Raw genomic sequence first — 24091 nt, forward strand, 5'->3', positions numbered from 1 at the left:
CATTAAATTAGACGATCAGGTTGAGGGGGACTCGGGAGAGTCTCCTTTTTTGGTAAGGACTGAGTAGATGCAACAACGAACAACGGGGGCAGACACCGACATTGGTGACTACCTTAAAGTGGCCGCCTGTACCGCAGTGATGTTACAGTCGGTTTTAGGCCGGGCTATGGCGGCCCAGCCCACGGTTACCCAACAATGGCTATTTGGTGGGGCCGATGTCCTGGTGAAATTTACGGCGCCCGCCTTTATTTTCGGGATCTTGTATACCACGGCGCGGTTACACGCGAGCCATCCCAGTCGAATGCGCCAGTATTGGCGTCAACAGTGGTCGGCTTTGGGGGTGCCCACGGTCTGGTGGACGCTCATCTATTTGGGGGTGATTCCCCAAGTACAGCAACACGGCACCTTTCAGACGCTACGGGGGGCTTGCTGGCAAGCGGTTAGTGGCAATGCCGCGCCGCATCTCTGGTATAACACCATGATGCTTCAGTTTATTGTGGGAATGCCGCTCTTTTGGGGGTGGTCACGGTGGGTCGGTGTTGATGGTCGGCGTGCCCGGTTTAGTCTCGGCATGACGATGTTCGCCTATGTGGGTTGGTTGGCGTGGTTTCCTCACGCCCCAACGTATTTGGTGGATCGGCTAGCGCTTAGCTTTCTGCCCTATGCCGTGGCCGGCGTTTTGTGGTGGCAGTTCAAGCACGGGGCCAAATGGCTGCGGCGGCATTGGCGCTGGCTCATGGTTATCTGGGTAGCGGCCTACGGATGGTTGAGCGGCCAATTAATCGGTCGCGGGACCCCGGTCCGCTTGGCAACTATCAGTTATTATCAACCGGCGGGAACCCTCTACGCCTTTGCCGTCATTGGACTGGTTAGTTGTTTGGCCACAACCCACATTGAACGGCGTTCGCGTTGGCTGGGCCCGGTTCACTGGCTAGCGACCTATGCGTACCGAGCGTACCTGAGTCACGTTTTTTGGCTCTTTTGGCTCTGGCCGTTAACCGGGGGGCTATCGCTCGGTTGGCGCGTGGTTGTGAGTTACCCCCTCACTTGGGGGCTGGCGTTTGCCACGACGTATGGGCTTCATTGGTGCTGGCAACGCTTAAAATGGCAAGGTCATTAGGGAATAACCCAAATTTCTAATCTAGGGGTCGTTCGACTTGCAAACCCCTTTAAAAGCCGGTATGGTGGAAACAGATGTTTTGCTTACGAAAAATTAGTATTTTTAGTGCCTGCACGGTCTGGATTGCGCCGCGCTATCACAGAAATTAAATTGAGGAGCGAGTGATTTTGAACGGAAAACACGTTGGCGTTTTAGTAGGAGTAAGTCTGCTAGTTATGGGGGGACTGGCGGCTTGTGGGAAGTCTTCTTCGAGCAGTTCGTCGAAGGGGCTGGCCACCCAACAAACGGTTAAGTTGTCGGCCAAGTCGGAGGTCACGACCTTAGACGTGTCGAAGGCGGCTGATTCAACTAGCTTAACCATGCTGTATCATACCCAAGAAGGACTTTTTCGATTAGGTAAGAATGAGAAGCTCGTGAACGCCCTGGCGACGAAGACCACGGTAACCAACGGGGGCAAGCGGTACATTTTTAAGTTGCGTAAGACTAACCGCTGGAACGATGGCAAACCGGTGACGGCCCGAGATTTTGTGTACTCGTGGCAACGGACGGCGAACCCCAAGACTGCCTCGGAATACGCCTACCTGATGGCCGGGATCAAGAACTTTAACCAGGTTCAAGCGGGGAAGTTAGCGCCTAGCCAGTTGGGCGTCAAGGCTTTAGGTAACTACCGGTTGGAAGTGACGTTAAGTAAGCCGGTTGCGTACTTTAAGCTGTTACTGGCCTTTCCCACCTTTTTCCCACAAGAAAAGAGCGTTGTAGTCAAGGAAGGGAGTCATTACGGTCATTCGGGGAACGCGACGGCTTACGATGGGCCGTTTAAGATGGCCAAGTGGACCGGAACCTCGCAGAGCTGGAAGTTGGTCAAGAACCCGAAGTTCTGGGATCACAAACAAATTCACCTGCAAAGCATGAATTTCCAGGTGGTAGCCGATCCGTCGACCGGACTCAGCCTGTACCAGAAGAAGGCTCTGGACGCGACAACCCTGGATGGAACCCAGGTGGCTAACCTTAAGAACAATGCCGACATGAAGACGTTTGTGGGGGGCACCACCTACTACATGCAGATGAACCAAAAGCGGGTGAAGGCCCTGAAGAACGTTAAGGTCCGTCAAGCATTATCGTTAGCCATTAACAAGCAACAGTTGGCCAGTCACGTTTTGCGGGATGGGTCCAAGGCCCCATTAGGTTTTGTTTCGCAAAACCTAACCCAAAATCCACGGACCAAGGCGGACTTCGCTAAAGACGCTTACGTTAAGCAGGGTGTGGCTTACGATTTGCCGCAGGCTAAGCGGTTATTAAAAGCCGGGCTGAAGGCCACCGGGACTAAGCAATTGGACCTAACTTTGATGTGTGATGATTTGTCGGTAACCAAGACCGTGGCCCAATACATTCAGGCCGAGTTGGAGAAATTGCCGAACGTCAAGGTATCGTTGAATACGTTGCCGTATAAGACGCGGTTGAGCCGGTCAAACTCCGGTAACTTCGATTTGGTATTGTCGAGCTGGGGAGCCGATTTCGCGGATCCCATTAACTTCTTGTCGTTAATGACCACGGGGAACACGAACAATAACGGTAGCTTTAGTGATGCTCGGTACGACGCCTTGATTAAAAAATCTGAAAATCAGGACGCTAACCGCCCGGCAACCCGGTATCACGACCTCGTGCAAGCCGAAAAACGGTTGATGGCCCAACAAGGGGTGATCCCGCTGTATCAACCGGCCACGGTGGAACTTTGGAATCCGAAGGTCACAGGCTATGTGTGGAACCCTGCCGGCATGAGTCGGGGATACCAATGGATGGCCGTTGAAAAATAAGCGTCACGTTACGAAAAAAGAATTGGGAATGCCCAATTCTTTTTTATTTACGCCGAAATGAAAGCGCTCGCTAACATTTTACAAATCTGAATTGAAATTCGGTATGGAACATGGTATACCTAAGATAAGAATCATGAAAACGAATACATAAGGCAGAAAATAAATTTTTGCGTTAGGTTGGAGGATGACGAGATGCAATTAGATGAAATCTTAACGGAACAGCGAAATCACCGTTCGACCCATATCGATCGGGAGCCCACGTTAGATATGGTGGCGACGATCAACCGTGAGGATCAGCGCGTAGCCAGAGCGGTGCAGAAACAGCTGCCCCAGATTGCGGCGGCAATCGATGCGGCTTACCCCAAGTTTGACCAGGGGGGGCGGCTAATCTACATTGGTGCCGGAACATCCGGACGGTTGGGCGTAATTGATGCGACGGAATTACAACCGACGTACGGACTGACCGCTCAACAGACGTTTGGCTTGATTGCTGGGGGCCCCCGAGCGTTAACCCAAACGGTCCAAGCGGCGGAAGACTCGCCGGAGTTAGCCCAAACGGACCTCGATGCGGTTCATCTCACCACCGATGATGTAGTGGTCGCTAGCGCGGCGTCTGGTCAGACCCCTTATACCGTGGCCGCATTGCGGTACGCCCAAGAACAAGGGGCATTAGGGATTGGGTTTTCGTGTATCGCCGAGAGTCCCGTGGCCCGGTTAGCGGACTATCCAATTACGCCGGTTGTCGGTCCAGAAGTGATTACTGGAGCCACGCTGTTAAAGGCGGGAACGGCCGAAAAGATGGTGCTCAACATGCTGTCGACCGGGATTATGATCAAGACCGGGAAGGTTTACCAGAACCTGATGATTAACGTGGTACCGACTAACGATAAAACGTTTGAACGGTCCAAGAAGATCATTGCGGAAGCGACGCAAACCTCGACGTTAGCAGCTGAACGGGCCCTAGATCGGGCAAACAACAACGTGCCATTGGCCATTGTGCTGATCGAGACCAAGGGAACCATTGCGGAGGCCAAAGAATTACTGGCGACCACGAATGGCCACGTCTCGCAGGCCGTTAAGTTGAGTGACGATCGCCACTAAATTGGTTCGACCAACTTGACTGGTCCACACCAATTCCCTATACTTTTAGATGGTATAAGATGGGTTGGCTGAACCGCTACCGCCATGAAACTGTGGGAGTAAGCGGGCAGCCAATCGTTGGTATGGAGCAGAAAGGAATGTGGCAATTACATGTACGTAGCAGATGAACACCGATACGAAAAAATGCCGATTCGGCGCGCGGGGAATACGGGTTTTCAACTTCCGGCCATTTCCTTTGGTATGTGGCACAGCTTTGGCGAAAACGCCAATTACGCCGATACACGCGATATTATGTTAAAGGCGTTTGATGCCGGCATTTTCAGTTTCGATTTGGCGGCCAATTACGGGCCTGGTACCGGTGCAGCTGAACGACTTTTCGGCCAAGTCTTTCACCGTGAAATGGCTGCTTACCGTGATGAAATGGTTATTAGTACCAAGGCGGGCTTTCACATGTGGCCCGGGCCTTATGGCCAGATGAGTTCGCGTAAGGCGTTGATTGCGTCGCTAGACCAGTCACTAGAGCGAATGGGATTGGACTACGTCGACATTTACTATAGTCACCGGTTTGATGCCGAGACGTCTCCCGAGGAAACGGCTGTGGCCTTGGATGATCTGGTCAAGCAAGGAAAGACGTTGTACGTGGGAATTTCCAACTACACGGCCCCGCAGGCGATGGCCATGGTCAAGATCTTTAAAGAGCTACACACGCCGTTCGTGATGGATCAAGTCTCCTACAACCTGCTAAATCAAACGGCCGCTCAAGACGGCTTATTCGATCGGATGCGGGAAAATAACGCCGGCATCATGGCGTACGGGCCGTTAGCGGAGGGCCTACTAACCGACAAATATCTGGATGGTATTCCGGATGACGTCAGTGTTCATTGGTCGAGTCGGTTCATCTTTAAGGATGGTCGGGATAAGGTTTGGCACCAACTTCAGGCGCTGAACCAGATCGCTCATAGTCGGGGGCAGAAGCTGGCGCACATGGCGTTGGCTTGGTTACTGCACGATCCCGTAGTCACCAGTGTGATCACCGGAGCGTCCAAGGCGGATCACCTTTACGAAAACGTGAAGGCGGTTCAAAATTTGAAATTTGATCCGGAAGAGTTAGCCGCAATTGATAAGATTCTCAAAGCGTAACGTTATTTTTAGCAAACTGAGTACGACCAAGGGTGTTTAGTTGATACACCTGAACGTCAAGGTGACCATTGTTCCTGAATTGGGAATAGTGGTCACTTTTAGATTAAGCAAATTGTCGGGGTTATCACGGCTAAGCGGTCAGCGCTGAGGTTGAAAAGGGGACTTAATGCAATTGAATGCGCCCCCTTTTGCAGAGAAATGGTGGCGCTTTCGGTTAATTTCTGAAAAAGGGCACCGTAAGGTCGTTCGGTGGGGTATAATTTAGGAAAACGCGTAACGGTGTGGAGGATCCTATGACACGAAAAGTAACGATTCGAGATCTCGCCGAAGCAGCTGGTGTTTCGGTGACCACGGTCTCACAGATTTTAAACGGTAAGGGTGAACGCTTTAGCCTAGAGACCCGGCAGCGGGTTCATCAACTGCAAGAGAAGATGGGCTACGTGCCCGATTTTAACGCCCGAAATTTAATCATGAAGTCCGCCCAAACGATTGGGGTCGTGGTACCGAACTTGGGGAATCCCTTCTTTAGTATGTTCATTCAAGGGGTTCAGGCCGCCTGTCGTGAGCGGAAATTCATTCCCCTGATATTTGGTGCCAACCATGATCAGGAACTCGAAAGTTACTATTTGCAGGAGTTGATTAAACGGGCGGTCGATGGGTTGATTATCGCGAGTGCCTCCATTACCGGCGAGGCAATCGACAATATCCTGAAGAAAAACGGTATTCCGTACCTGTTGATCGATCAAAATGGGGGCCCGAGTTTGGACCGCATTCGGATCGATGATACCCGGGGAGGTCAACTGGCGGCCCAACACCTTTTGGACTTGGGACACCGGAAGATTGCCGTCATCATGCCAGCTCAGCCTACACAAAACTTGACGGTACGACTAGCCGGATTTCGGCAAACACTACGGGCGGCTGGGGTGACCCTGCCCACCGAAAACGTGATTCTATCGCCCATGACTAAGTTAGGCGGGTATCAGGCTGCCACAGCCGTGATTGCACAGCACCCAACGGCTGTTTTTGCCATCAACGATGAAACCGCCTTGGGTCTAATTCGGGGGTTACACGAACAGGGACTCCGGGTGCCGGAAGACATATCGGTCTTGGGGTATGATGATATCGACCTGGACGACTACGTGGTTCCTAAGTTGAGTAGTGTTCATCAGCCGGTGGTGACGATGGGGGAGCAGGCCACGGAACTCCTGATCAACCGAATCCGGAATCGGCGGCAAAGTGGGCAGACCGTTGACTTGCCGGTAGATTTACGGCAACGGGAGAGTACGGGACCGGTGACAGACCAGAATTAACCCTTGTAAGCCTTTTCGGAATATGGTAATCTTAAAAGTAGCCAAAACGAACGATAAGTTACGTCGGTAGTGCGTAAAACGTTTTACACGTTAGCAAAAACGAAGGAGTGAAGGTCATTATGGCAAATCATGTGACAGTTTTAGGGAGTTTAAACGTCGATACGACATTACGGCTTGCGCGGATGCCGCAACCGGGAGAAACGTTGTCAACAGAAAACAAGACCAGTGCAGCTGGGGGTAAGGGTGCTAACCAAGCCGTTGCCGCAGCGCGGGCTGGTGCCGAAACGCGGTTCATCGGTAAAGTTGGGAACGACGGTGCTGGGCAATTCATGGTAGAGTCGTTGGATAACGACCACATTGATACCAGTGCCATTGTCACGGATAAAACGGTCGGAACTGGTTCGGCGTTTATCTTGTTGGACGAAGCTGGTCAGAACAGTATTCTGGTTTATGGTGGGTCTAACCAACAGCTCAAGTCCGAAGAAGTGACGGCCGTGGAAGGTGAGATTGCCAAGGCAGATTTCCTCATCGCCCAATTTGAAACGCCCCAAGCCGCAACCTTAACGGCCTTCACGATTGCTAAGCAACATGACGTGGTGACGATCCTGAACCCGGCACCGGCTGCTAAGATTGATCCGGCCATCTTGAAGGTGACGGATCTAGTGGTGCCAAACGAAACCGAAAGTGCCATCTTAACGGGAATTGAGGTTACCGACGTGGCCTCGATGGATGCTAACGCCAAGAAGTTCCAAGAAATGGGCGTTAAGAACCTGATTATTACGGTGGGGAGCAAGGGGGCTTACTACTCCACGCCAGCTGGTTCCGGTTTTGTGCCAGCCTTTAAGGTCAAGGCTGTGGACACGACGGCGGCCGGTGATACCTTCATTGGGGCGTTAAGCTCACAATTGAAGACTGACCTGAGCAATATTGAAACGGCTCTGGTCTTTGCCCAACGGGCTAGTTCTTTAACCGTTCAGGGTCTGGGTGCGATGCCTTCGATCCCAACTTATGACCAAGTGATTGCTGCGAGTCAAAAGTAATTTTTCAGAAAACTAACAAACGATTGAGCGATTCTTTTCGAATTTTCGGAAAAGAATCGCTTTTTTGGTACGCTGAGAACAACCGGTTGCAATCCATCCATAAACGGTATAGTAGGCGTTTAACTAAAATATCTATGACAAAGACCGGCAAAATAACTTTTATGAGAGGGGTTGCAATTATATTCTCGAATTGGTATAGTTAGAAAAGTCGATACGGAACGTTGACTTTACCGGTAAAATTAACGTTTAGCGTCATGACTTAAAACGGATGACCGTGAATGGTCCGGTCAACTCAAAAGCGAGGTTTTATGAGATGTTAAATGAAAAAGCAATTGAACAACAAGCGAATTTTGATGCAGTGGATACCCAAGCCGTCACGGCGGTCCGGATGCTCAGTATGGATATGATTTCCCGGGCCCGGTCCGGTCATCCGGGATTACCGTTGGGAGCTGCACCAATGGCTTATGTGTTATTCTCTCGTCACTTGCGAGTGGACCCATCGTTTCCTCAATGGTTTAACCGGGACCGGTTTGTGTTATCAGCGGGCCATGGTTCGGCGATGTTGTACAGCCTCCTAAATCTGAGTGGGTTTGCGGTATCGCGTGATGACTTGATGCACTTCCGGCAACTGGGAAGCAAGACGCCGGGCCATCCTGAATACGGAGTGACGCCCGGTGTTGATGCCACGACCGGTCCGCTGGGCCAGGGTGTGGGGATGGCTGTGGGGATGGCAATGGCGGAAAGTCATTTAGCGGCGACCTATAACCGAACCAATTATCCAGTGGTTGATCACTATACTTATACGATTTGCGGGGATGGCGACCTGATGGAAGGGGTTGCCGCGGAAGCCGCTAGCTTAGCTGGTCAGTTACAATTAAATAAACTAATCGTGTTGTACGATTCCAACGACGTGTCGCTGGATGGTCCGCTCAGTAACGCTTGCCACGACAACGTCGGCCAACGATTCATGAGCTATGGCTGGAACTACTTACGGGTGGAAGACGGCAACGATTTGACGGCAATCGATACGGCGATCAATGCCGCTAAAGACAATCAAAACGGACCAACCTTAATCGAAGTGAAGACGCAGATTGGAGCGGGGAGTCCCCATGCCGGGACGAACAAAGTTCATGGCGCACCATTAAACGCCGAAGATCTGGCTGCCACTCGGGATTTTTACAACTGGCATAACGACCCGTTCACGGTACCTACGGAGGTGCACGACCGCTTCATGAGCACGATTAAGGCCCGGGGCTGGGCCAGTCACCAAGAATGGTCCAACCTGGTAGCCCACTATTCTAACGCTGAACCTGGCTTAGCCGCTCAGTTTGCGCAGGGAATCAGTCAGACCCTACCGAAGAATCTGGCCGAACAATTACCAACTTATTATAAAAAAGATAAATTAGCTTCCCGGGCGAGTGGTCACGAAATCCTCCAACGGTTAAGTGCCGCATGCCCGAACTTATGGGGCGGCTCGGCGGACCTCTTTAGTTCTAATAAGACGAACGTGGCGGACGGGGATCGGTTTAGTGCAACTAATCCAGCAGGGAAGAACCTCTGGTTTGGGGTACGTGAATTTGCCGAAGCAGCTGCGATGAATGGGATTGCCTTGCATGGCGGTAGCCGGGTTTACGGATCGACGTTCTTTGTTTTCTCCGATTATATGAAGGGGGCCATTCGACTGGCAGCTCTGCAGAAGTTGCCCGTGATTTACGTCTTTACCCATGATTCCTTAGCCGTGGGGGAAGATGGACCGACCCACGAACCCGTAGAACAATTGGCGGCGTTGCGGTCGATTCCAGGACTGACGGTTTACCGGCCAGCGGATGGTAATGAAACCGCGGCAGCCTGGTTGGCAGCACTGCAGGCCACGGACCATCCGACCGCCATTGTCTTGACGCGTCAGGGCTTACCGACGCTTCCTAAACCAGCGCAACGTGTTCACACGGGAGTTAAACGCGGTGGCTATGTCGTTGCCGATGCTCAGGACCAAGCTGAAGGGATTCTACTGGCTTCCGGGTCCGAAGTTCAGGTGGCCTTAAGTGCCCAGAAACTGTTGGCCGATCAGGGCCGCGACGTCCGGGTAGTATCAATCCCGAGCTTTGAAGCTTTCAATCAACAGTCGGTTGACTACCGGGAGAAGGTTCTGCCTAAGCACTTGCGGCGGCGGGTAGCCATTGAAATGGCTAGCGGTTTGGGATGGTACCAATACACCGGGTTAGATGGTGCGGTTATCTCTCAAGACCAATTTGGCGCCAGTGGTAACGGCGAGCAAGTGATTGCCATGGCCGGATTCACACCGGAACGAGTGGTACAGACTTATCTCAATTTAAACTAGTTCACCCCATTAATATAAAGATCAGGTCACTTGGCCTGATCTTTTTTCTGAGATTAACTGGTCACCCCCATAATTTATTGGTATATTGGAGGCAAATGGATTTGGAGGCGGTTTTATGGAAATTCGACGGGTAATAGTGCCCACGGCAATTGTGTGGGCCGCACCAACCAAATTAAAGGCGGCACAGGCCTATTTGAAGGCGCCAGATATAACCACTTGGTTGGCACAGTTAAGTACGGCGGATCAAGAGGCCTTGGCTAGTCAAGACGTCATTGTCACGCAAGCGCTCTTGAACGATCGCGTCATCTTGGATCAAGTGAAGGGCGACTGGGCGCACGTTTTCGTGAAGCGGCAAGCCACTCATCTGGAACGCCGCGGCTATCCTGGCTGGGTCCCGTTGACCCAACTTTCCGCTGACGATCAGGAGTTAGATTATCCCACGACCACGGTACGGTTGGTCCAGGCACAAACGTCGTTATTAGATGAACAGGGGCAGACCGTTGCCCAGTTACCTTTAGGCACGGTCCTGACCACCACGGGACAGGATTCCCAGCAAATACAGGTGCTGACGCCCTTAGGTGCCGGGAAAATTAGTGCTCAAGCCGCTCAATTGACAGTGGGCGGTGTCAACGATGGTGACCGGCTCCTCGCATTGGGGCGAGAATTTTTAGGAACGCCATACCTTTGGGGCGGCATTACGCCTCAAGGATTTGATTGTTCCGGATTGGTCTATGCGTTACACCGAGCACTGGGTTACGCCATTCCACGGGATGCGCAAGATCAATTTACCAATGGTTATCCAATCGCGCCTGAAGCCTTAGCTCCCGGAGACCTGGTCTTCTTTGCTGCCGATCATGGGACGGGGACCGTGCATCACGTTAGCATCTACGCGGGGAAGGGGCAGATGTTGCACGCTCCTAAGCCGGGGGAATCCGTTACGCTGACGCCGCTTTGTCGCGTACCATACGCGGCAGAGTACGTGGGAGCTCGGCGGTTCTGGCAATAATGAAGAATCCCCTAAGGTCATTGGTGAAGCCACTCAAGTTAGTGGGGGCATGCTATACTGAAGACTAGGGTCAGATAAAACTCGTGAAAGAAGAGGACAGATAAATGAACGCCAAACGACTTTTACTGGGTCTTGCCACGATTACGGCAGCGATGGCCTTAGGCGGCCATGCCGTGGTTGGCCATGCCGACACGACCGATGCCACCAGCAGTTCGGTGGTTAGTGATAGTAGTTCAACGACTAGTGATAGTGGGAGCGCCGTCCAAACCAAAGCGCTTTCGAAGGCTTATGTGGTCTACGGGGCCGGATTAGCTAGTGAAGATAAGGATACCGTTGCTTCAGCGCTTGGCGTCAAGTCCAACTACACGGCGCTAACGGCGACGGGGAGTGATTACGCCCAGTACCTCAATTCGGCGGGGACCACGGATGCCAGCATGATTAGCTCGGTGGCGTTAGCACCGGCCGATCCGGGGTCGGGGGTTAAGGTGAACATCGCTAAGTATAATGGTAGTGATAACATTACTCAGGTGACGGCGCAGCAATATGCCATGGTGGCAACCATGGCCGGGGTTAAGGATGTCATCATTACGGTGACCGCCGATAAGTCAGTATCGGGAGAATCCGCGTTGACGGGGGTCTACAAGGCCTTGGCGGCGGATGGATTAACCCTCAACGCTGAGAATACTCAGGCGGCCAACGGGGTTTTGGACGCTACGCAACCAGCAATTAATTCGAACAGTAGCGATAAAAAGTACCCGGGTAAATTGATGGCGGCGGTGGGATCCGTTTCTTCCGATCTTGCTAAGCAACGCCAAAATGGCAATGACTTGGCAACGAAAGCGGACATCGAAGCGATGCTCCAAAAGGCGTTAGCCAAGCAAGGAATTACCAATCAAACAACTCAGACCCAGATTAATAATATTTCAATTGCCTTGAGTAAGGTACAACAAGCACCGGTTTCGACCAGTAAGAATTATGTGTCTAACGTTAAAAACGTGGCGAATAATCTGGCCAATAGTATCGGCAATAAGATGGCCAGTGTTAAGGACTTTGCGAATAGCGCGGACGCCAAGCAGGCTGAAAACTTTATTGCTCGGATTTGGCACCAGATTGTGAGCTTCTTTACCGGACTATTTAATTAAATTGAGACAGATACTGAACAAATTAACGAGCGATTTGCTCGTTTTTTTGTGCGGTTAGCTAGATTTCACAAGACTAGCGGTAGATTAAGATATTGTAGGATACAAAAAGCGTGAGGCCAAATAGATTGTAGAATACAATAGATGCTGAGAAAAAGAAACCGCTTTAGTTTCTTTAGAGGAAGAACTAATTGGTTGCACTGACGAAATGAACGTCAGTTCGCTAGTGAGAGCATCAAACCCCTTGGTATAATTGAAATCAACAACCATCGGATTTGTTGTAATCGTTTTAATAGAACGTACGTTTTGGACTGAAAATCCGTTAATGTTTTCTTAATAATTCACAAGAAACGCGCAAAACGTGTGGTAAGATTAATTTGTAATTCGTATTTACTGTGAACCAACGGGACCAAGCGAAGTTTTAGCAAAGATTTCGTGGGGGAATGCATCAGCAAAAAAATTGAGGAATAAAGGACGTGTGTGTGAAGATGAGTACGGAGCAACGAAAAACGAAAGTCGCAGTTGGCGTTGTTGGCGCTCTCGGGGCCTTAGCCGCCGGCGCACAAATGACGGCTAGCGCGAATAGTATTCAGGTTCAATCCGGCGATACGGTTTGGGGACTTTCCCAGAAGTATGGCGTCTTGATTCAAACGCTTGAGGAACAGAATTCATTAGATACGAACACCGATTTAATCTTTGTGGGGCAACGGCTACAAGTGAAAACGGCGAACCCCCAAATCAACTACACGGTTAAGTCCGGTGATACGCTATGGGATTTAGCCCAGCACTATCACACGACGGTTGCCCAATTACAAAAGGCCAACCACTTAACCGGTGATATGTTGAGCGTGGGTCAGCACTTGGTGATCCCGCAAGCGGGCCACCAGACGACCACCACGACTGCTACTAATCCAACGGTAGCTGCACCGACGACGCCTTCAACTAGGCGACAGGTGACGCAAAAGGCCAACGCCTTTCAAGCGCAGATTTTGGCGCAGCAACAAGCGGCAGCGAGTCAACAACAGCAGCGGCAAAGTACGTCAAGTAGCGTTACGAGTAGCCAACCCTCAACGGTTAGCGCCACCAGTTCATCAGCAGTGGGGGCAACGTCAGCCGCGCAGAATAGTTCGAGCACCCAGGTTTCTAAAGCCCAGCATACGATGACCTCCCGGGTAACGACACCTAAGCAGGCGGCGAGCGCGACCACCGCAACGGCGGCTGGCCAGTCGAGTACGCCGGCCACTAGTTCGTCAGCAACGACCAGCTCGCAGGTAACCAGCCCGTCGGCAGCCGCGACAACAACGTCGACCAGTCAGACGACCGCGACGCCGACGAGTCGGGCACAGTCCGTTAAGCGGGTTACCCGCACAACGCCTAAGGCTTCGGTGGCTAGCACCAGTCAATCAACGACTAGCCAGGCTACCGGGAATTCGACGACCGGCAGTTCGGCTGCAACGACAACGTCTACGCCTAAGACCTCTAAGACACCTAAAACTACGACAGCGACGACCTATAGTGCCACGGTCAATACTAGTAGTCAGGCGACGACAACTAGTCGCACGGTGACGGCGCTCAAGAAGACGCAGACAACGCGCACTAGTACAACGACCAATGCAACCGCGGCCACGAGTTCTAGTACCGCAACTAAGAAAAATACGGCTGGTTTAACCAGTGGCTCCGTTACGGGATTGGCGTTAAAGTTAGCATCCGCCAATATTCCTTACGTGTGGGGCGGTTCCTCACTGAGCGGAATGGACTGTTCCGGACTAGTTGCGTACGTTTATCAGCATGCCCTGGGGATTAGCTTGCCACACAGCACGACGGCACAGGAAGGGTACGTGTCAACGCATTCCGTGGGGTCGGCTAAACCGGGAGATATTTTATTCTGGGGTGGCCACGGTTCGACCTACCATGATGCGATTTACTTAGGCAATAATCAGTTTGTTGCCGCACCACAGCCGGGACAAAACGTTTCGGTTCAACAAATCAGTAAGTACTTCATGCCATCCTTTGCGGGAACGGTGAAGTAAAGTCAAGCTTAGGACGGTTAGATTTTTGACCAGTTTTGAGTAAGTGGCGAATTTTTTTAAGATAATCGTTAACAAATCTGAAAGCGCGTGGTATTATTCTCCAGTAGTCATTCTACGACGACTGAATAGATAATATCTGGTGGAAAAGGAGTTGTTGAAGGTTATGGGTAATCGAATGGAAATTTTAGCAGAATACCGCCAAGCTAATACGCAATTAGCGACGTTAAAGGAAAAGGAAGCTGTTGGGATCCACTCAGGCACGGAAACGGTCAAAATCGAACCACGGTACGGTGAAGAAATGACGTACCTGACCAATAAGTGCGCTCAGCTTGATATGATTCTAGAAGCCATGGCTGCTTCTGAAGATTAAAATAAACCTCCGTTGGCAGGTTCGCCAATACAGAAAATCCGCAATCCCTAACGAGGGAATTGCGGATTTTTTGGTAACGCTAGATGGTAACGTCAATCCAGAAAGGATAGCGTTGTAAACCGATGTAGACATCAAAGAAACGGCCGCCCATCTCCTCGCCGTCTAATTGGCCGTATTCGATGGCCGGCACGGTGAGGTGCAGATTGGTGGCGGTATAGTAGTGGACCGCCTTAGAGGTCAAATGACGCTTGAATACCAGCCGGAGAGCCAGCCAGATCAACTTAAAGAAATTGGGTTTTTCGATGACTACCAGGTGAAGTTGATGATCCGTCAGGGTCGCGTTGGGAACGATGCCTACACCGCCACCGAAGTAGGGGTGATTGGTGGTCGTGACCAGGAAGGCGTTGGGGTAGATATCCCGTTGCTGGTTGACGTGGACGGTTAACGTAAACCCGGATTGGTTGTAGTAGACGTTCAGTGCGGAAGCTAGGTAGGATAGGGACCCTAAGTGATGTTTATTGAGCCACACCTTAGCCTTCGATTGGTTAGCCTGGGCGATAATGCTGGCGTCGAAGCCGATACCCAGATTATTAGTGAAGACGCCCCGTTCCTGCTTGATAGTTTCGTTATAGTTCCCCAAATCATAGTCGGTTGCGTGGGTACATTGAATAATCTGGTTTAGTGCACTGGGCCAATCGTGGGCCATGCCCGCACCGCGAGCAAAGTCGTTACCCGATCCCACGGGAAGGTAGGCGACGGGAATCAGATGCTGCCGGTGATAACGGGTAAGCCCATTAATGACCTCGTGAAGGGTTCCGTCGCCGCCGACGGCGAGGACGACCCACCTCTGGGTGTTATCGTCAGGGAGGTGCTTAGCAAACTGTTCGCTTAGGAGGATGGCGTGATTCGCATACTCGGAGATGGCCACCTGGTAGGTTACCTGAGCGGCATCAAGGCGTTCTTTAATTTGCGGCCACAGGGCACCAGCGCGACCACTCCCCGCATGCTCGTTTAAGATAATATAGTACTGGACACTCACCATACTGCTCCTCGCAATTTTTTTCTCTCTTATTATAACGAACTTTTTTTCACGTGCCTAGTCATTCCCCAAGAACTTTGCCAGGTCGTTAGAAATGAGTGGGGTGCGGCCAGCAAAAAAGGCCGAGACAAGGGTCCCGGTCTTCGTGATTAAAAGTTATTTGGTCATAATGAACATTGGTAAGATCATCGGGTGACGCTCCGTCTTTTCGAATAAGAAATTCTGTAAGTCATCGATGACGGCGTTACGAATCGAGGCTTCGGTAGCCTTGGGATTACGCATCGCCCGGCGAATCGTCTGGAAGACACGCCGCCGACCTTCGTTAAGTAGCTCACCAGATTCGCGCATGTACACAAACCCACGCGACAACAGGTCCGGGCCAGCCTTAATTTCTTGATTCTTCAAATCGATGGTAGCCACTACCACGACGAGTCCTTCTTCGGATAGCAGTTGGCGATCACGTAAGACGACGTTCCCAATGTCCCCAATACCGGAGCCATCAATATAGACGTCTCCAGCAGCAAAGTGACCGGCAACCCGAGCAGAATCCTTGGTTAGAGCCAGTACATCCCCGTTTTGCAGGATGAAACTGTGGTCCAACGGAACACCACATTGCTCGGCTAATTCGGTGTGGATCTTGAGCATCCGGTACTCCCCGTGAATCGGCATGAAGAACTTAGGTTGCATCAAGCGCAGCATTAGCTTCTGTTCTTCTTGACCACCGTGACCAGAGGTATGGATGTTATTGACCTTACCATGAATAACCTTGGCGCCGGCTTCCTCCAACTCATTAATCACGCGGTTTACGGAAATTGTGTTTCCGGGAATCGGGTTACTGGAGAAGACGACCGTGTCGCCCGGTTGAATGGAAATCTGTCGGTGTGTCCCGTTAGCGATCCGTGAAAGGGCGGCCATGGGTTCACCCTGGGAGCCGGTACACAGAATCATGACCTTATCGGCAGGCAAGGACCGAATAGCGTTGGCGTCAACTAATGCATCATCGGGAATGTTCAGATAGCCCAACTCTCGGCCATTGACAATGGCTGCTTCCATGGAACGACCAAAGACGGCGATTTTGCGGCCGTGGGCCAATGCCGTTTCACAGGCGGTTTCAATCCGGGAAATATTGGAAGCGAAGGTGGCGAAAATCACGCGACCTTGCACCTGATCAAAGATTCGACGAATTGATTTACCGACCCATTTTTCGGACTTAGTCCAAATAGGGCGTTCAGCGTTGGTACTATCGGACATTAAGCAAAGCACGCCGTCCGCGCCCAACTTAGCCATCTTTTGTAAATCAGGCGGCTGGTTGGTAACGGGGGTTAAGTCAAACTTATAGTCTCCAGTTTCGACGATGGTACCGACCGGTGTGTGGACGGCGATCCCTAACGTATCGGGAATCGAATGCGTGGTCCGGAAGAACGAAACGCTCATCTTGCGGAACTTAAGCACCGTATCATCGTCAATTGCGTGTAATTCAGTTGATTTAAGTAATCCGTGTTCTTCGAGCTTGTTCTTAATTAGGGCTAACGCTAAGGGACCCGCGTAAACCGGAACGTTAAGAGCTTGTAACAAATAAGGAATACCGCCAATATGATCTTCGTGGCCGTGGGTAATCACTAGCGCCTTGATCTTGGATTGGTTTTCGACGAGGTACTGGTAATCGGGAATCACATAGTCGATCCCTAACAGTTCGTCCTCAGGAAACTTAATGCCGGCATCAATTAGAATGATTTCGTCCTGAAATTGAATGCCGTAAGTGTTTTTCCCAATTTCACCTAATCCACCCACGCCAAAGATAGCAGTTTCGTTATTTTTGACGTTTAACTTGTTCATTCAGTGAACTCCGTTAATTTATAATTTGGTTCCTGTTGTTCATAAGCCAGGGTATCTCCCTCGATGGCTTCAATGAACTCGATATTGTGGTCCGTGTGCGCTTCAACTTGGGCCCGAGCTTCAACTTCCGTTGGGGCTTCCAAGTAAAGTGCGTGGGTATCCTCGCGCTTAGGATTCCGTTTTTTGTCTTCTTGGTAATAAACTTTGTAAATCACTAACAAGACTCCTTTTCTGTAGTAGATTTAATTTGACGAATTGCAAGTGTCAAATCATTTTTTTGGTCTTTCCGAACTGCGGGTTGCTTACACAACAATTAGCACAATTTTAGCATAGTTTTTGGCAATTGTATAGAATTACCCCTAGACGACAATTCATGCTATGATAAATGTAGAGAAGCTCTGAACGGAGGGACCACTATGGCCTTAGGAATCGAGATCATCATTGGGATCGTCATTGCTTGGGCGGTGTATGCCCTAATTCACCGGACAATTGTTCAGCGGGCCACGCGAATCGTGCGGCGATCAGCGCAAGCCGAGACGGACGTGGCCGTTAAAGCGGCAACTCAGCGGTTAATCAACCACGACGTTTTAAGCGCCGCCGAGGGTCGGGTGACGCCTTCTGAAACGGTCGCGGACGTCTGGGGGCGGGGAGTTATGGCCTTCGAATACACCTTTGCGGTGGGGCTAGCAGCTGAGCACCAGGTGCCCCAACTGGAGCGAGCGTTTAATGAAGCACTAGCCAGCTTTAGTACCGACCATCAGGTGAAGGCGATTGTACCGGGGTCCGCATTTGTGGTCAGTGATATCTGGGTCTACGAGGATCGCCTGCACTTGGACGTTGCTTATTTAATGAACGAATCCACGGTTGAATACCTTAAAGATTTGAAAAAGTTGAACGATCCAGCTGTTCAATAATGCACAAACAATCGTATATAATGGAAGAGAAAAGAAAGGGCGTTCCCGGTTATCATCGGGAATGCCCTTTTGAGTACTTGGTGAAAAGAAGTACTTAGTCGATCATGACCATGTCCTCTTCGCGGCCGAAGGGTTGGTCTTGGTCGATGTGGTCGTAGAACAGAATACCGTGTAAGTGATCAATTTCGTGTTGGCACACAATTGCCGGATAATTTTTCAACCGAACCTGGTGCTTTTCACCATTAACGTCGTAGTACCGTAGCGTAATGCGGTCATGCCGAGGAACAAATCCCGGCACGTCTTTATCCACAGACAGACAGCCTTCTCCTTCGGTCAGGGCCCCATTTTGCACGGATTCGGAAATGATGACGGGATTGATGATGACGTCGGTGAACGGTGATTGACCGCCTTCTTCCGGAGCGGGGACCAAGACAGATGCCATCTTCTTGGAGACGCCAACTTGTGGTGCTGCTAAGCCCACACCAGCCCGCAAACCGTATTTCTTACATTGTTCGGGGTCCTGAGACACGACTAAGTATTCCATTAAATCCTTTGCGAGTTGCTGATCTTCAGCAGACAGCGGGAAGGTCACGTCGGCAGCTTCTTGGCGTAAGACCGGGTCGCCGTCGCGGACAATATCTTTCATTAAGAACAAGGACATTACCTCCGAAAAATTACTCATAATTATTATTTATTTTAGCATAGTCAGTCCCCAAAATGAAATGAAAGGAAAACGATTGGGGTTTTCAAATCTATTCATTTTAGAAATCATAGGTTTCATAAGGGATGAGCTATAATTGCTGAATTAATCATAATGAAAGGGCTTGCAACATCTATGAAAAGATGTTACTTTATAATCGTAGTCAGGAAACGCAACGTTGACTCACCTTTAGTTAACAATTTCATATCAAGTGAAAGGAAAGTGTTACTTATGGCTAATGGAAGCAAACAGATTGTAGACTTTGCCAAGATCAAAGCTACGATGGCCGACCCTTACAAGCACCCGGTGCAAGTTATTGACCGGGAAGGTAAGGTCGTCAATCCCGATATCTTAGCAAAATATTCAGATGATCAACTGGTTGACTTCATGAAGAAAATGGTTTGGGAACGGACGTTACACGAACAAACCATGAACTTTTCGCGTCAAGGCCGTCTGGGTTTCTACGCGCCAACTGCCGGTGAGGAAGCAAGTGAAATGGGGAGTGTTACCGCCTTTAAGGAACAGGACTTCCTAGCACCTGCTTACCGTGATTTACCTCAAATGATTCAACACGGAACAACTGTTGCAAAAGGTTTCTTATGGTCCAAGGGTCACGTTGAAGGAAACATTCATGAAAATAAAAACATGCTGTTTCCACAAATCATCATTGGCGCCCAATACGTTGAAACGGCGGGCGTTGCCTTAGGAATTAAGAAGAACCAAGATAAGGACCGCGTGGCCTTTGTCTACACTGGTGACGGTGGGACGTCACAGGGTGACTGGTACGAAGGGGTTAACTTCGCCAGTGCCTTCCAAGCGCCAGCAGTGTTCTTCGTGCAAAATAACGGCTGGGCAATTTCCGTACCGCGGTACAAGCAAACCGCAGCGGAGACCTTAGCTCAAAAGGCTGTTGCCATGGGCGTTCCTTCCGTGCAAGTTGACGGGATGGATATCGTGGCGGTTCACGAAGTTTCTAAGTTGGCACGGGAATACGCCGCTGCCGGCAACGGACCAGTGGTGATCGAAACGTTAACTTATCGTTTCGGCGCCCACTCGTCTGCGGGTGATGACCCATCGCGTTACCGGACCAAGGAAGAAGAAAAGCCATGGTTCGACGCCGATCCGTTAATTCGGATGCGTAAGGTCTTAACCGACAAGAAGCTTTGGTCACAAGATCAAGAAGATAAGTTGGTTGAAGAATATAAGGACGACTTCAAGAACGCCATGAAGGAAGCCGAAGCAGCGCCTGCACAGAAGGTTTCTGACTTCCTGAAGTGGACTTACAACGTTCCTACTCCAAGTGTGAAGAAGCAAATTGCAGAATTTGAAGCAAAGGAGTCGAAGTAATCATGGCTAAAATGACGTATATTAAAGCGATCACTTCTGGACTAGATCAAGTCTTAAACGATGATCCAAAGACTCTGATCTTCGGTGAAGATGTTGGTAAAAACGGTGGTGTGTTCCGGACGACTGTCGGCTTGCAAGACAAGTACGGCGAAGACCGGGTTTTCGATACGCCATTAGCTGAATCTGGGATCTTGGGTCTGGCCATTGGGTTAGCCTTAACCGGTTGGCGGCCAATTCCTGAAATTCAATTCATGGGATTCACGTTCGAAGCCATGGACGGGATTGTGGGCCAATTAGCCCGGGATCACTACCGCTTTGGTGGGACGAAGAACTTCCCCGTTACGATTCGGACGCCATTTGGTGGGGGGACCCATACCGCCGAAATGCACGCGGATAACCTGGAAAACTACTTTGTTAGTACGCCAGGGCTGCGGGTCGTAACCCCAGCTAACCCTTACGATGCTAAGGGAATGATTATCTCCGCTGTAGAAAGCGATGATCCAGTTCTCTTCATGGAAAACCTGAAGCTTTACCGTTCCATGAAGGATGAAGTGCCAGATGAGAAGTACACCGTGCCGTTGGACTCCGCTAAGGTCGTTCGTGAAGGTAAGGACATTACCATCGTGGCTTATAGTGCTGAAGTTAACGAATCGTTGAAGGCGGCCGATGCCTTAGCCAAGGACAACATTGATGCCGAAGTCATCGACTTGCGGTCCTTATCCCCAATCGATACCGATACCATCTTTGCCTCCGTTGACAAGACACACAAGGTTGTGGTGGTACAAGAAGCTCAAAAGATGGCCGGGGTAGGTGCTCAGGTGGCTTCCGACATCGCCGAAGAAAAGATTATGTCGTTGGATGCACCAATTGGTCGGGTTGCGGCCCCAGATAGTGTTTATCCGTTCGCCCAAGCCGAAAATGATTGGATTCCAAATGCGGATGACATCGAGGCTAAGGCTCGCGACATCTTCAACTATTAATTTAAAATCAGTCACTACTAAAAACATTAAAGACACGATGTGGGATTAATCCCACGTCATGATGAAAGAAAGGAAGTTTTCCCATGGCTTATACGTTCAAACTCCCGGAGCTTGGTGAAGGGATGGCCGAAGGCGAAATTTCTTCATGGTTAGTTAAAGAAGGCGACCAAGTTAAGGAAGACGACACGTTAGTTGAAATCCAAAACGATAAGTCGGTTTCGGAACTGCCATCGCCCGTAAATGGTACCGTTTCCCAAATTGTTGCGCAAGAAGGGGACACCGTTGAAATTGGTGATCCTTTAATCGTGATTGACGACGGGTCAGACACCCCGGCTGATTTAGGTAAGGGTGGCGACGCCAAGGAAGCTGCCGCACCGGCCGAAGAAGCTGCTCCGGCTGCTGACACGACTGCTGCCGCTGCACCGGCAACCGCAACGGGTGTTCCCGCTGCTGCTGATCCGAATAAGTTAGTCATGGCCATGCCATCCGTGCGGCAATACGCGCGTGAAAAGGACGTTGACATCACCTTAGTGACCCCAACTGGGAATCACGGGCAGGTGTTGAAGGCCGATATTGATAACTTTAACGGGGCTGCTGCGCCAGCGAAGGCCGCTGCGCCAGCCGCTGCCGCTCCAGCTGCCACCAAGAGTGCCGCTGGTGGGGCAATCAAGCCTTGGCAAGCGGATCGTCCTGATCTGGAAACGCGGGAACCAATGTCCCCAATGCGGAAGATTATTGCGAAGAGTATGCGGAGTTCCAAGGACATTTCGCCACACGTTACCTCGTTTGACGAAGTTGAAGTTTCTAAGTTAATGGCTAACCGGAAGAAGTACAAGCAGGCTGCCGCTGATCGCGACATTCACTTGACCTTCTTGCCTTACATCGTGAAGGCTTTGGTTGCTGTGATGAAGGACTTCCCAGAAATCAACGCCTCAATTGACGATACCACGCAAGAAATCGTCTACAAGCACTACTACAACATCGGGATTGCCACGAACACGGATCACGGATTGTACGTGCCGAACATCAAGGCCGCTGATTCCAAGGGTATGTTCCAGATTGCCAAGGAAATTAGCGAAAATACGCAAGCGGCTTACGATAACAAGTTGTCGCCAGCTTCCATGGCTGGTGGTTCCATTACCATTAGTAACGTCGGGTCCATCGGTGGTGGCTGGTTCACGCCGGTAATCAACCAACCAGAAGTGGCAATCTTAGGGGTTGGCCGGATTGAAAAGGCCCCTTACGTCAACGAAGATGGCGATATCGTGGTTGGCCGGATGTTGAAACTTTCCCTGAGTTACGATCACCGGTTAATCGACGGTGCCTTAGCTCAGAACATTTTGAACGAAATGAAAGCATTGCTGCATGACCCAGAAATGCTGTTAATGGAAGGATGATCGAAATATGGCAGATGTTGAAAAAAAGGATACCGTCATCATTGGTGCTGGCCCCGGCGGTTACGTCGCCGCAATTCGGGCTTCAGAATTAGGCCAAAAAGTTACCTTGGTCGAAAAAGCTGACACCGTTGGTGGGGTATGTTTAAACGTTGGCTGTGTTCCTTCCAAGGCCTTGATCCAAGCTGGTCACCGCTTAGAAGCGGCCAACCACGGCGATCCTTACGGAATTACGACCCAACCCGCAACGATTGACTTTAAGAAGACCCAGGACTGGAAACAACACAAAGTGGTTGACCGGATGACCGGTGGGGTTAACATGCTGCTTAAAAAGCATCATGTGGACGTCGTTAACGGTGAAGCCGTCTTCTTAAGCGATACCCAATTGCGGATTATGCCAACTGGTGAGAAACAGTTTATGTCGACGGACACGGGGCGGACTTTCGAATTCAATAACTTGATTATTGCTTCGGGGAGTCACCCCATCGAAATTCCTGGCTTCAAGTTTGAAGGCCGGGTCATCGATTCCACTGGTGGGTTGAACTTACCAGAAATCCCTAAGGAATTCGTCGTCATTGGTGGGGGTTACGTCGGGACCGAATTAGCGGGCGCATACGCTAGCTTAGGGTCTCACGTCACCATCATTGAAGGAACTAAGTCTATTCTGCCTAACTTCGAAAAAGATATGGTTTCTGTCGTTTTGAAGAAGCTGAAGAAGAAGGGTGTTGACGTGATTACCAACGCCATGGCCAAGAGGTCTGCTCAAGATGAACATGGTGTGGCAGTTACTTATGCGGTAGACGGTAAGGAAACCACGTTGAAGGCGGATTACTGCATGGTCACCGTTGGTCGTCGGGCGAATACCGATAACTTGGGCTTGGAATACACCAAGGTTGAGTTAGACGATCACGGGCTGGTCAAGGTGGATAACCAAGGCCGCACGGCTTCCGAACACATCTTCGCGGTTGGCGACATTGTGGCGGGACCAGCCTTAGCGCACAAGGCTTTCTATGAAGCCAAAACGGCGGCCGGTGCCATTGCTGGCAAGAAAGTGGCCAACGATTACGTCAGTGTTCCGGCGGTTTGTTTCGCGGACCCAGAATTGGCAACGGTCGGTTACACGGCGGCTGAAGCTAAGGACAAGAACATTGCGGTGAAGACCGCGAAGTTCCCATTTGCTGGGAATGCTCGGGCCGTTTCTTTGGATGAACCAGAGGGCTTCGTCCGCTTTGTCTACACGGATGATGATAATAAGAACATCGTGGGGGCACAGGTCGTCGGACCTGAAGCCAGCACGATGGCCGGTGAATTATCGTTGATCGTTAATGGCGGGATGAACGTTGAAGACGTCGCCTTGACGATTCACCCACACCCAACCTTGAACGAACCTATTCAAGAAGCGGGCGACATTGCGTTGGGCTTCCCAACTCATCTATAAACCGATAATTGGTAACTTGAACTTAAAGAGGAGCG

At 50.7% G+C, this 24091-nt stretch carries 20 protein-coding genes; 16 read left to right on the top strand and 4 right to left on the bottom strand.

Annotated features, from left to right (window positions below):
- The first annotated feature begins 67 nt into the window (after positions 1–67).
- The 11 genes from RI501_RS06145 (at position 68) to RI501_RS06195 (ending at position 14408) form a co-directional block, all read left to right on the top strand.
- A complete protein-coding gene (locus RI501_RS06145) occupies positions 68–1120 on the top strand; it encodes an acyltransferase (protein WP_313820857.1) in 1053 nt (350 codons plus the stop codon).
- A 161-nt stretch (positions 1121–1281) separates the two neighbouring features.
- Positions 1282–2934: a peptide ABC transporter substrate-binding protein gene (locus tag RI501_RS06150; protein WP_313820859.1), complete on the top strand. Its 1653-nt coding sequence runs from the start codon at positions 1282–1284 to the stop codon at positions 2932–2934.
- Between the two features lie 192 nt (positions 2935–3126).
- Positions 3127–4035: an N-acetylmuramic acid 6-phosphate etherase gene (gene murQ, locus RI501_RS06155; RefSeq protein ID WP_313820861.1), complete on the top strand. Its 909-nt coding sequence runs from the start codon at positions 3127–3129 to the stop codon at positions 4033–4035.
- A 150-nt stretch (positions 4036–4185) separates the two neighbouring features.
- The gene (locus RI501_RS06160; RefSeq protein WP_313820863.1) at positions 4186–5175 is read left to right on the top strand and encodes an aldo/keto reductase; all 990 of its coding nucleotides are present in this window, start codon (positions 4186–4188) and stop codon (positions 5173–5175) included.
- A gap of 293 nt (positions 5176–5468) precedes the next feature.
- The gene (gene rbsR, locus RI501_RS06165; RefSeq protein ID WP_313820865.1) at positions 5469–6485 is read left to right on the top strand and encodes a ribose utilization transcriptional repressor RbsR; all 1017 of its coding nucleotides are present in this window, start codon (positions 5469–5471) and stop codon (positions 6483–6485) included.
- 119 nt (positions 6486–6604) lie between these two features.
- On the top strand, positions 6605–7525 hold the full coding sequence (gene rbsK, locus RI501_RS06170) for a ribokinase (RefSeq protein ID WP_313820867.1): 921 nt from the start codon (positions 6605–6607) through the stop codon (positions 7523–7525).
- Positions 7526–7838: 313 nt separating this feature from the next.
- The gene (gene tkt / locus RI501_RS06175; protein ID WP_313820869.1) at positions 7839–9863 is read left to right on the top strand and encodes a transketolase; all 2025 of its coding nucleotides are present in this window, start codon (positions 7839–7841) and stop codon (positions 9861–9863) included.
- A gap of 115 nt (positions 9864–9978) precedes the next feature.
- Positions 9979–10869: a C40 family peptidase gene (locus tag RI501_RS06180; RefSeq protein ID WP_313820871.1), complete on the top strand. Its 891-nt coding sequence runs from the start codon at positions 9979–9981 to the stop codon at positions 10867–10869.
- Positions 10870–10973: 104 nt separating this feature from the next.
- Positions 10974–12011: a DUF1002 domain-containing protein gene (locus RI501_RS06185; RefSeq protein ID WP_313820873.1), complete on the top strand. Its 1038-nt coding sequence runs from the start codon at positions 10974–10976 to the stop codon at positions 12009–12011.
- 485 nt (positions 12012–12496) lie between these two features.
- Positions 12497–14038 (top strand): LysM peptidoglycan-binding domain-containing protein, encoded by a 1542-nt coding sequence (locus RI501_RS06190; RefSeq protein WP_313820875.1) that lies wholly within the window; start codon positions 12497–12499, stop codon positions 14036–14038.
- Positions 14039–14201: 163 nt separating this feature from the next.
- Entirely contained in the window at positions 14202–14408 is a 207-nt protein-coding gene (locus RI501_RS06195) for a hypothetical protein (RefSeq protein ID WP_313820877.1), read from the top strand.
- A 79-nt stretch (positions 14409–14487) separates the two neighbouring features.
- On the opposite strand, the gene RI501_RS06200 is transcribed toward RI501_RS06195, so the two are convergent.
- The 3 genes from RI501_RS06200 to RI501_RS06210 all read right to left on the bottom strand — a co-directional run bounded on the left by RI501_RS06200 (position 14488) and on the right by RI501_RS06210 (position 17498).
- Positions 14488–15450: a diacylglycerol/lipid kinase family protein gene (locus tag RI501_RS06200; RefSeq protein ID WP_313820879.1), complete on the bottom strand. Its 963-nt coding sequence runs from the start codon at positions 15448–15450 to the stop codon at positions 14488–14490.
- Positions 15451–15603: 153 nt separating this feature from the next.
- Positions 15604–17283 (bottom strand): ribonuclease J1, encoded by a 1680-nt coding sequence (gene rnjA, locus RI501_RS06205; RefSeq protein ID WP_313820881.1) that lies wholly within the window; start codon positions 17281–17283, stop codon positions 15604–15606.
- Complete coding sequence (locus RI501_RS06210) at positions 17280–17498, bottom strand: DNA-directed RNA polymerase subunit epsilon (RefSeq protein ID WP_313820882.1); 219 nt, start codon at positions 17496–17498, stop codon at positions 17280–17282. Before RI501_RS06210 ends, rnjA begins: the two co-directional genes overlap by 4 nt.
- 201 nt (positions 17499–17699) lie before the next feature.
- On the opposite strand from RI501_RS06210, the gene RI501_RS06215 reads away from it, so the two are divergent.
- Complete coding sequence (locus tag RI501_RS06215) at positions 17700–18197, top strand: hypothetical protein (protein ID WP_313820884.1); 498 nt, start codon at positions 17700–17702, stop codon at positions 18195–18197.
- Between the two features lie 94 nt (positions 18198–18291).
- On the opposite strand, the gene def is transcribed toward RI501_RS06215, so the two are convergent.
- Positions 18292–18852: a peptide deformylase gene (gene def / locus RI501_RS06220; RefSeq protein ID WP_313820886.1), complete on the bottom strand. Its 561-nt coding sequence runs from the start codon at positions 18850–18852 to the stop codon at positions 18292–18294.
- 276 nt (positions 18853–19128) lie between these two features.
- Between def and pdhA the strand changes: the two genes are divergently transcribed.
- From pdhA to lpdA, 4 genes are all read left to right on the top strand, one after another.
- Entirely contained in the window at positions 19129–20244 is a 1116-nt protein-coding gene (gene pdhA / locus RI501_RS06225) for a pyruvate dehydrogenase (acetyl-transferring) E1 component subunit alpha (RefSeq protein ID WP_313820887.1), read from the top strand.
- Between the two features lie 2 nt (positions 20245–20246).
- Complete coding sequence (locus tag RI501_RS06230) at positions 20247–21224, top strand: alpha-ketoacid dehydrogenase subunit beta (RefSeq protein ID WP_313820889.1); 978 nt, start codon at positions 20247–20249, stop codon at positions 21222–21224.
- Positions 21225–21307: 83 nt separating this feature from the next.
- Positions 21308–22621 carry a 2-oxo acid dehydrogenase subunit E2 gene (locus tag RI501_RS06235; protein WP_313820891.1) on the top strand — a complete coding sequence of 438 codons (1314 nt, stop codon included), beginning with the start codon at positions 21308–21310 and terminating at the stop codon, positions 22619–22621.
- Positions 22622–22628: 7 nt separating this feature from the next.
- Entirely contained in the window at positions 22629–24056 is a 1428-nt protein-coding gene (lpdA, locus tag RI501_RS06240) for a dihydrolipoyl dehydrogenase (protein ID WP_313820893.1), read from the top strand.
- Positions 24057–24091: the final 35 nt, after the last annotated feature.

Origin of the sequence: Levilactobacillus zymae, assembly GCF_032190635.1 — a bacterium.
GTDB classification, from domain to species: domain Bacteria; phylum Bacillota; class Bacilli; order Lactobacillales; family Lactobacillaceae; genus Levilactobacillus; species Levilactobacillus zymae_A.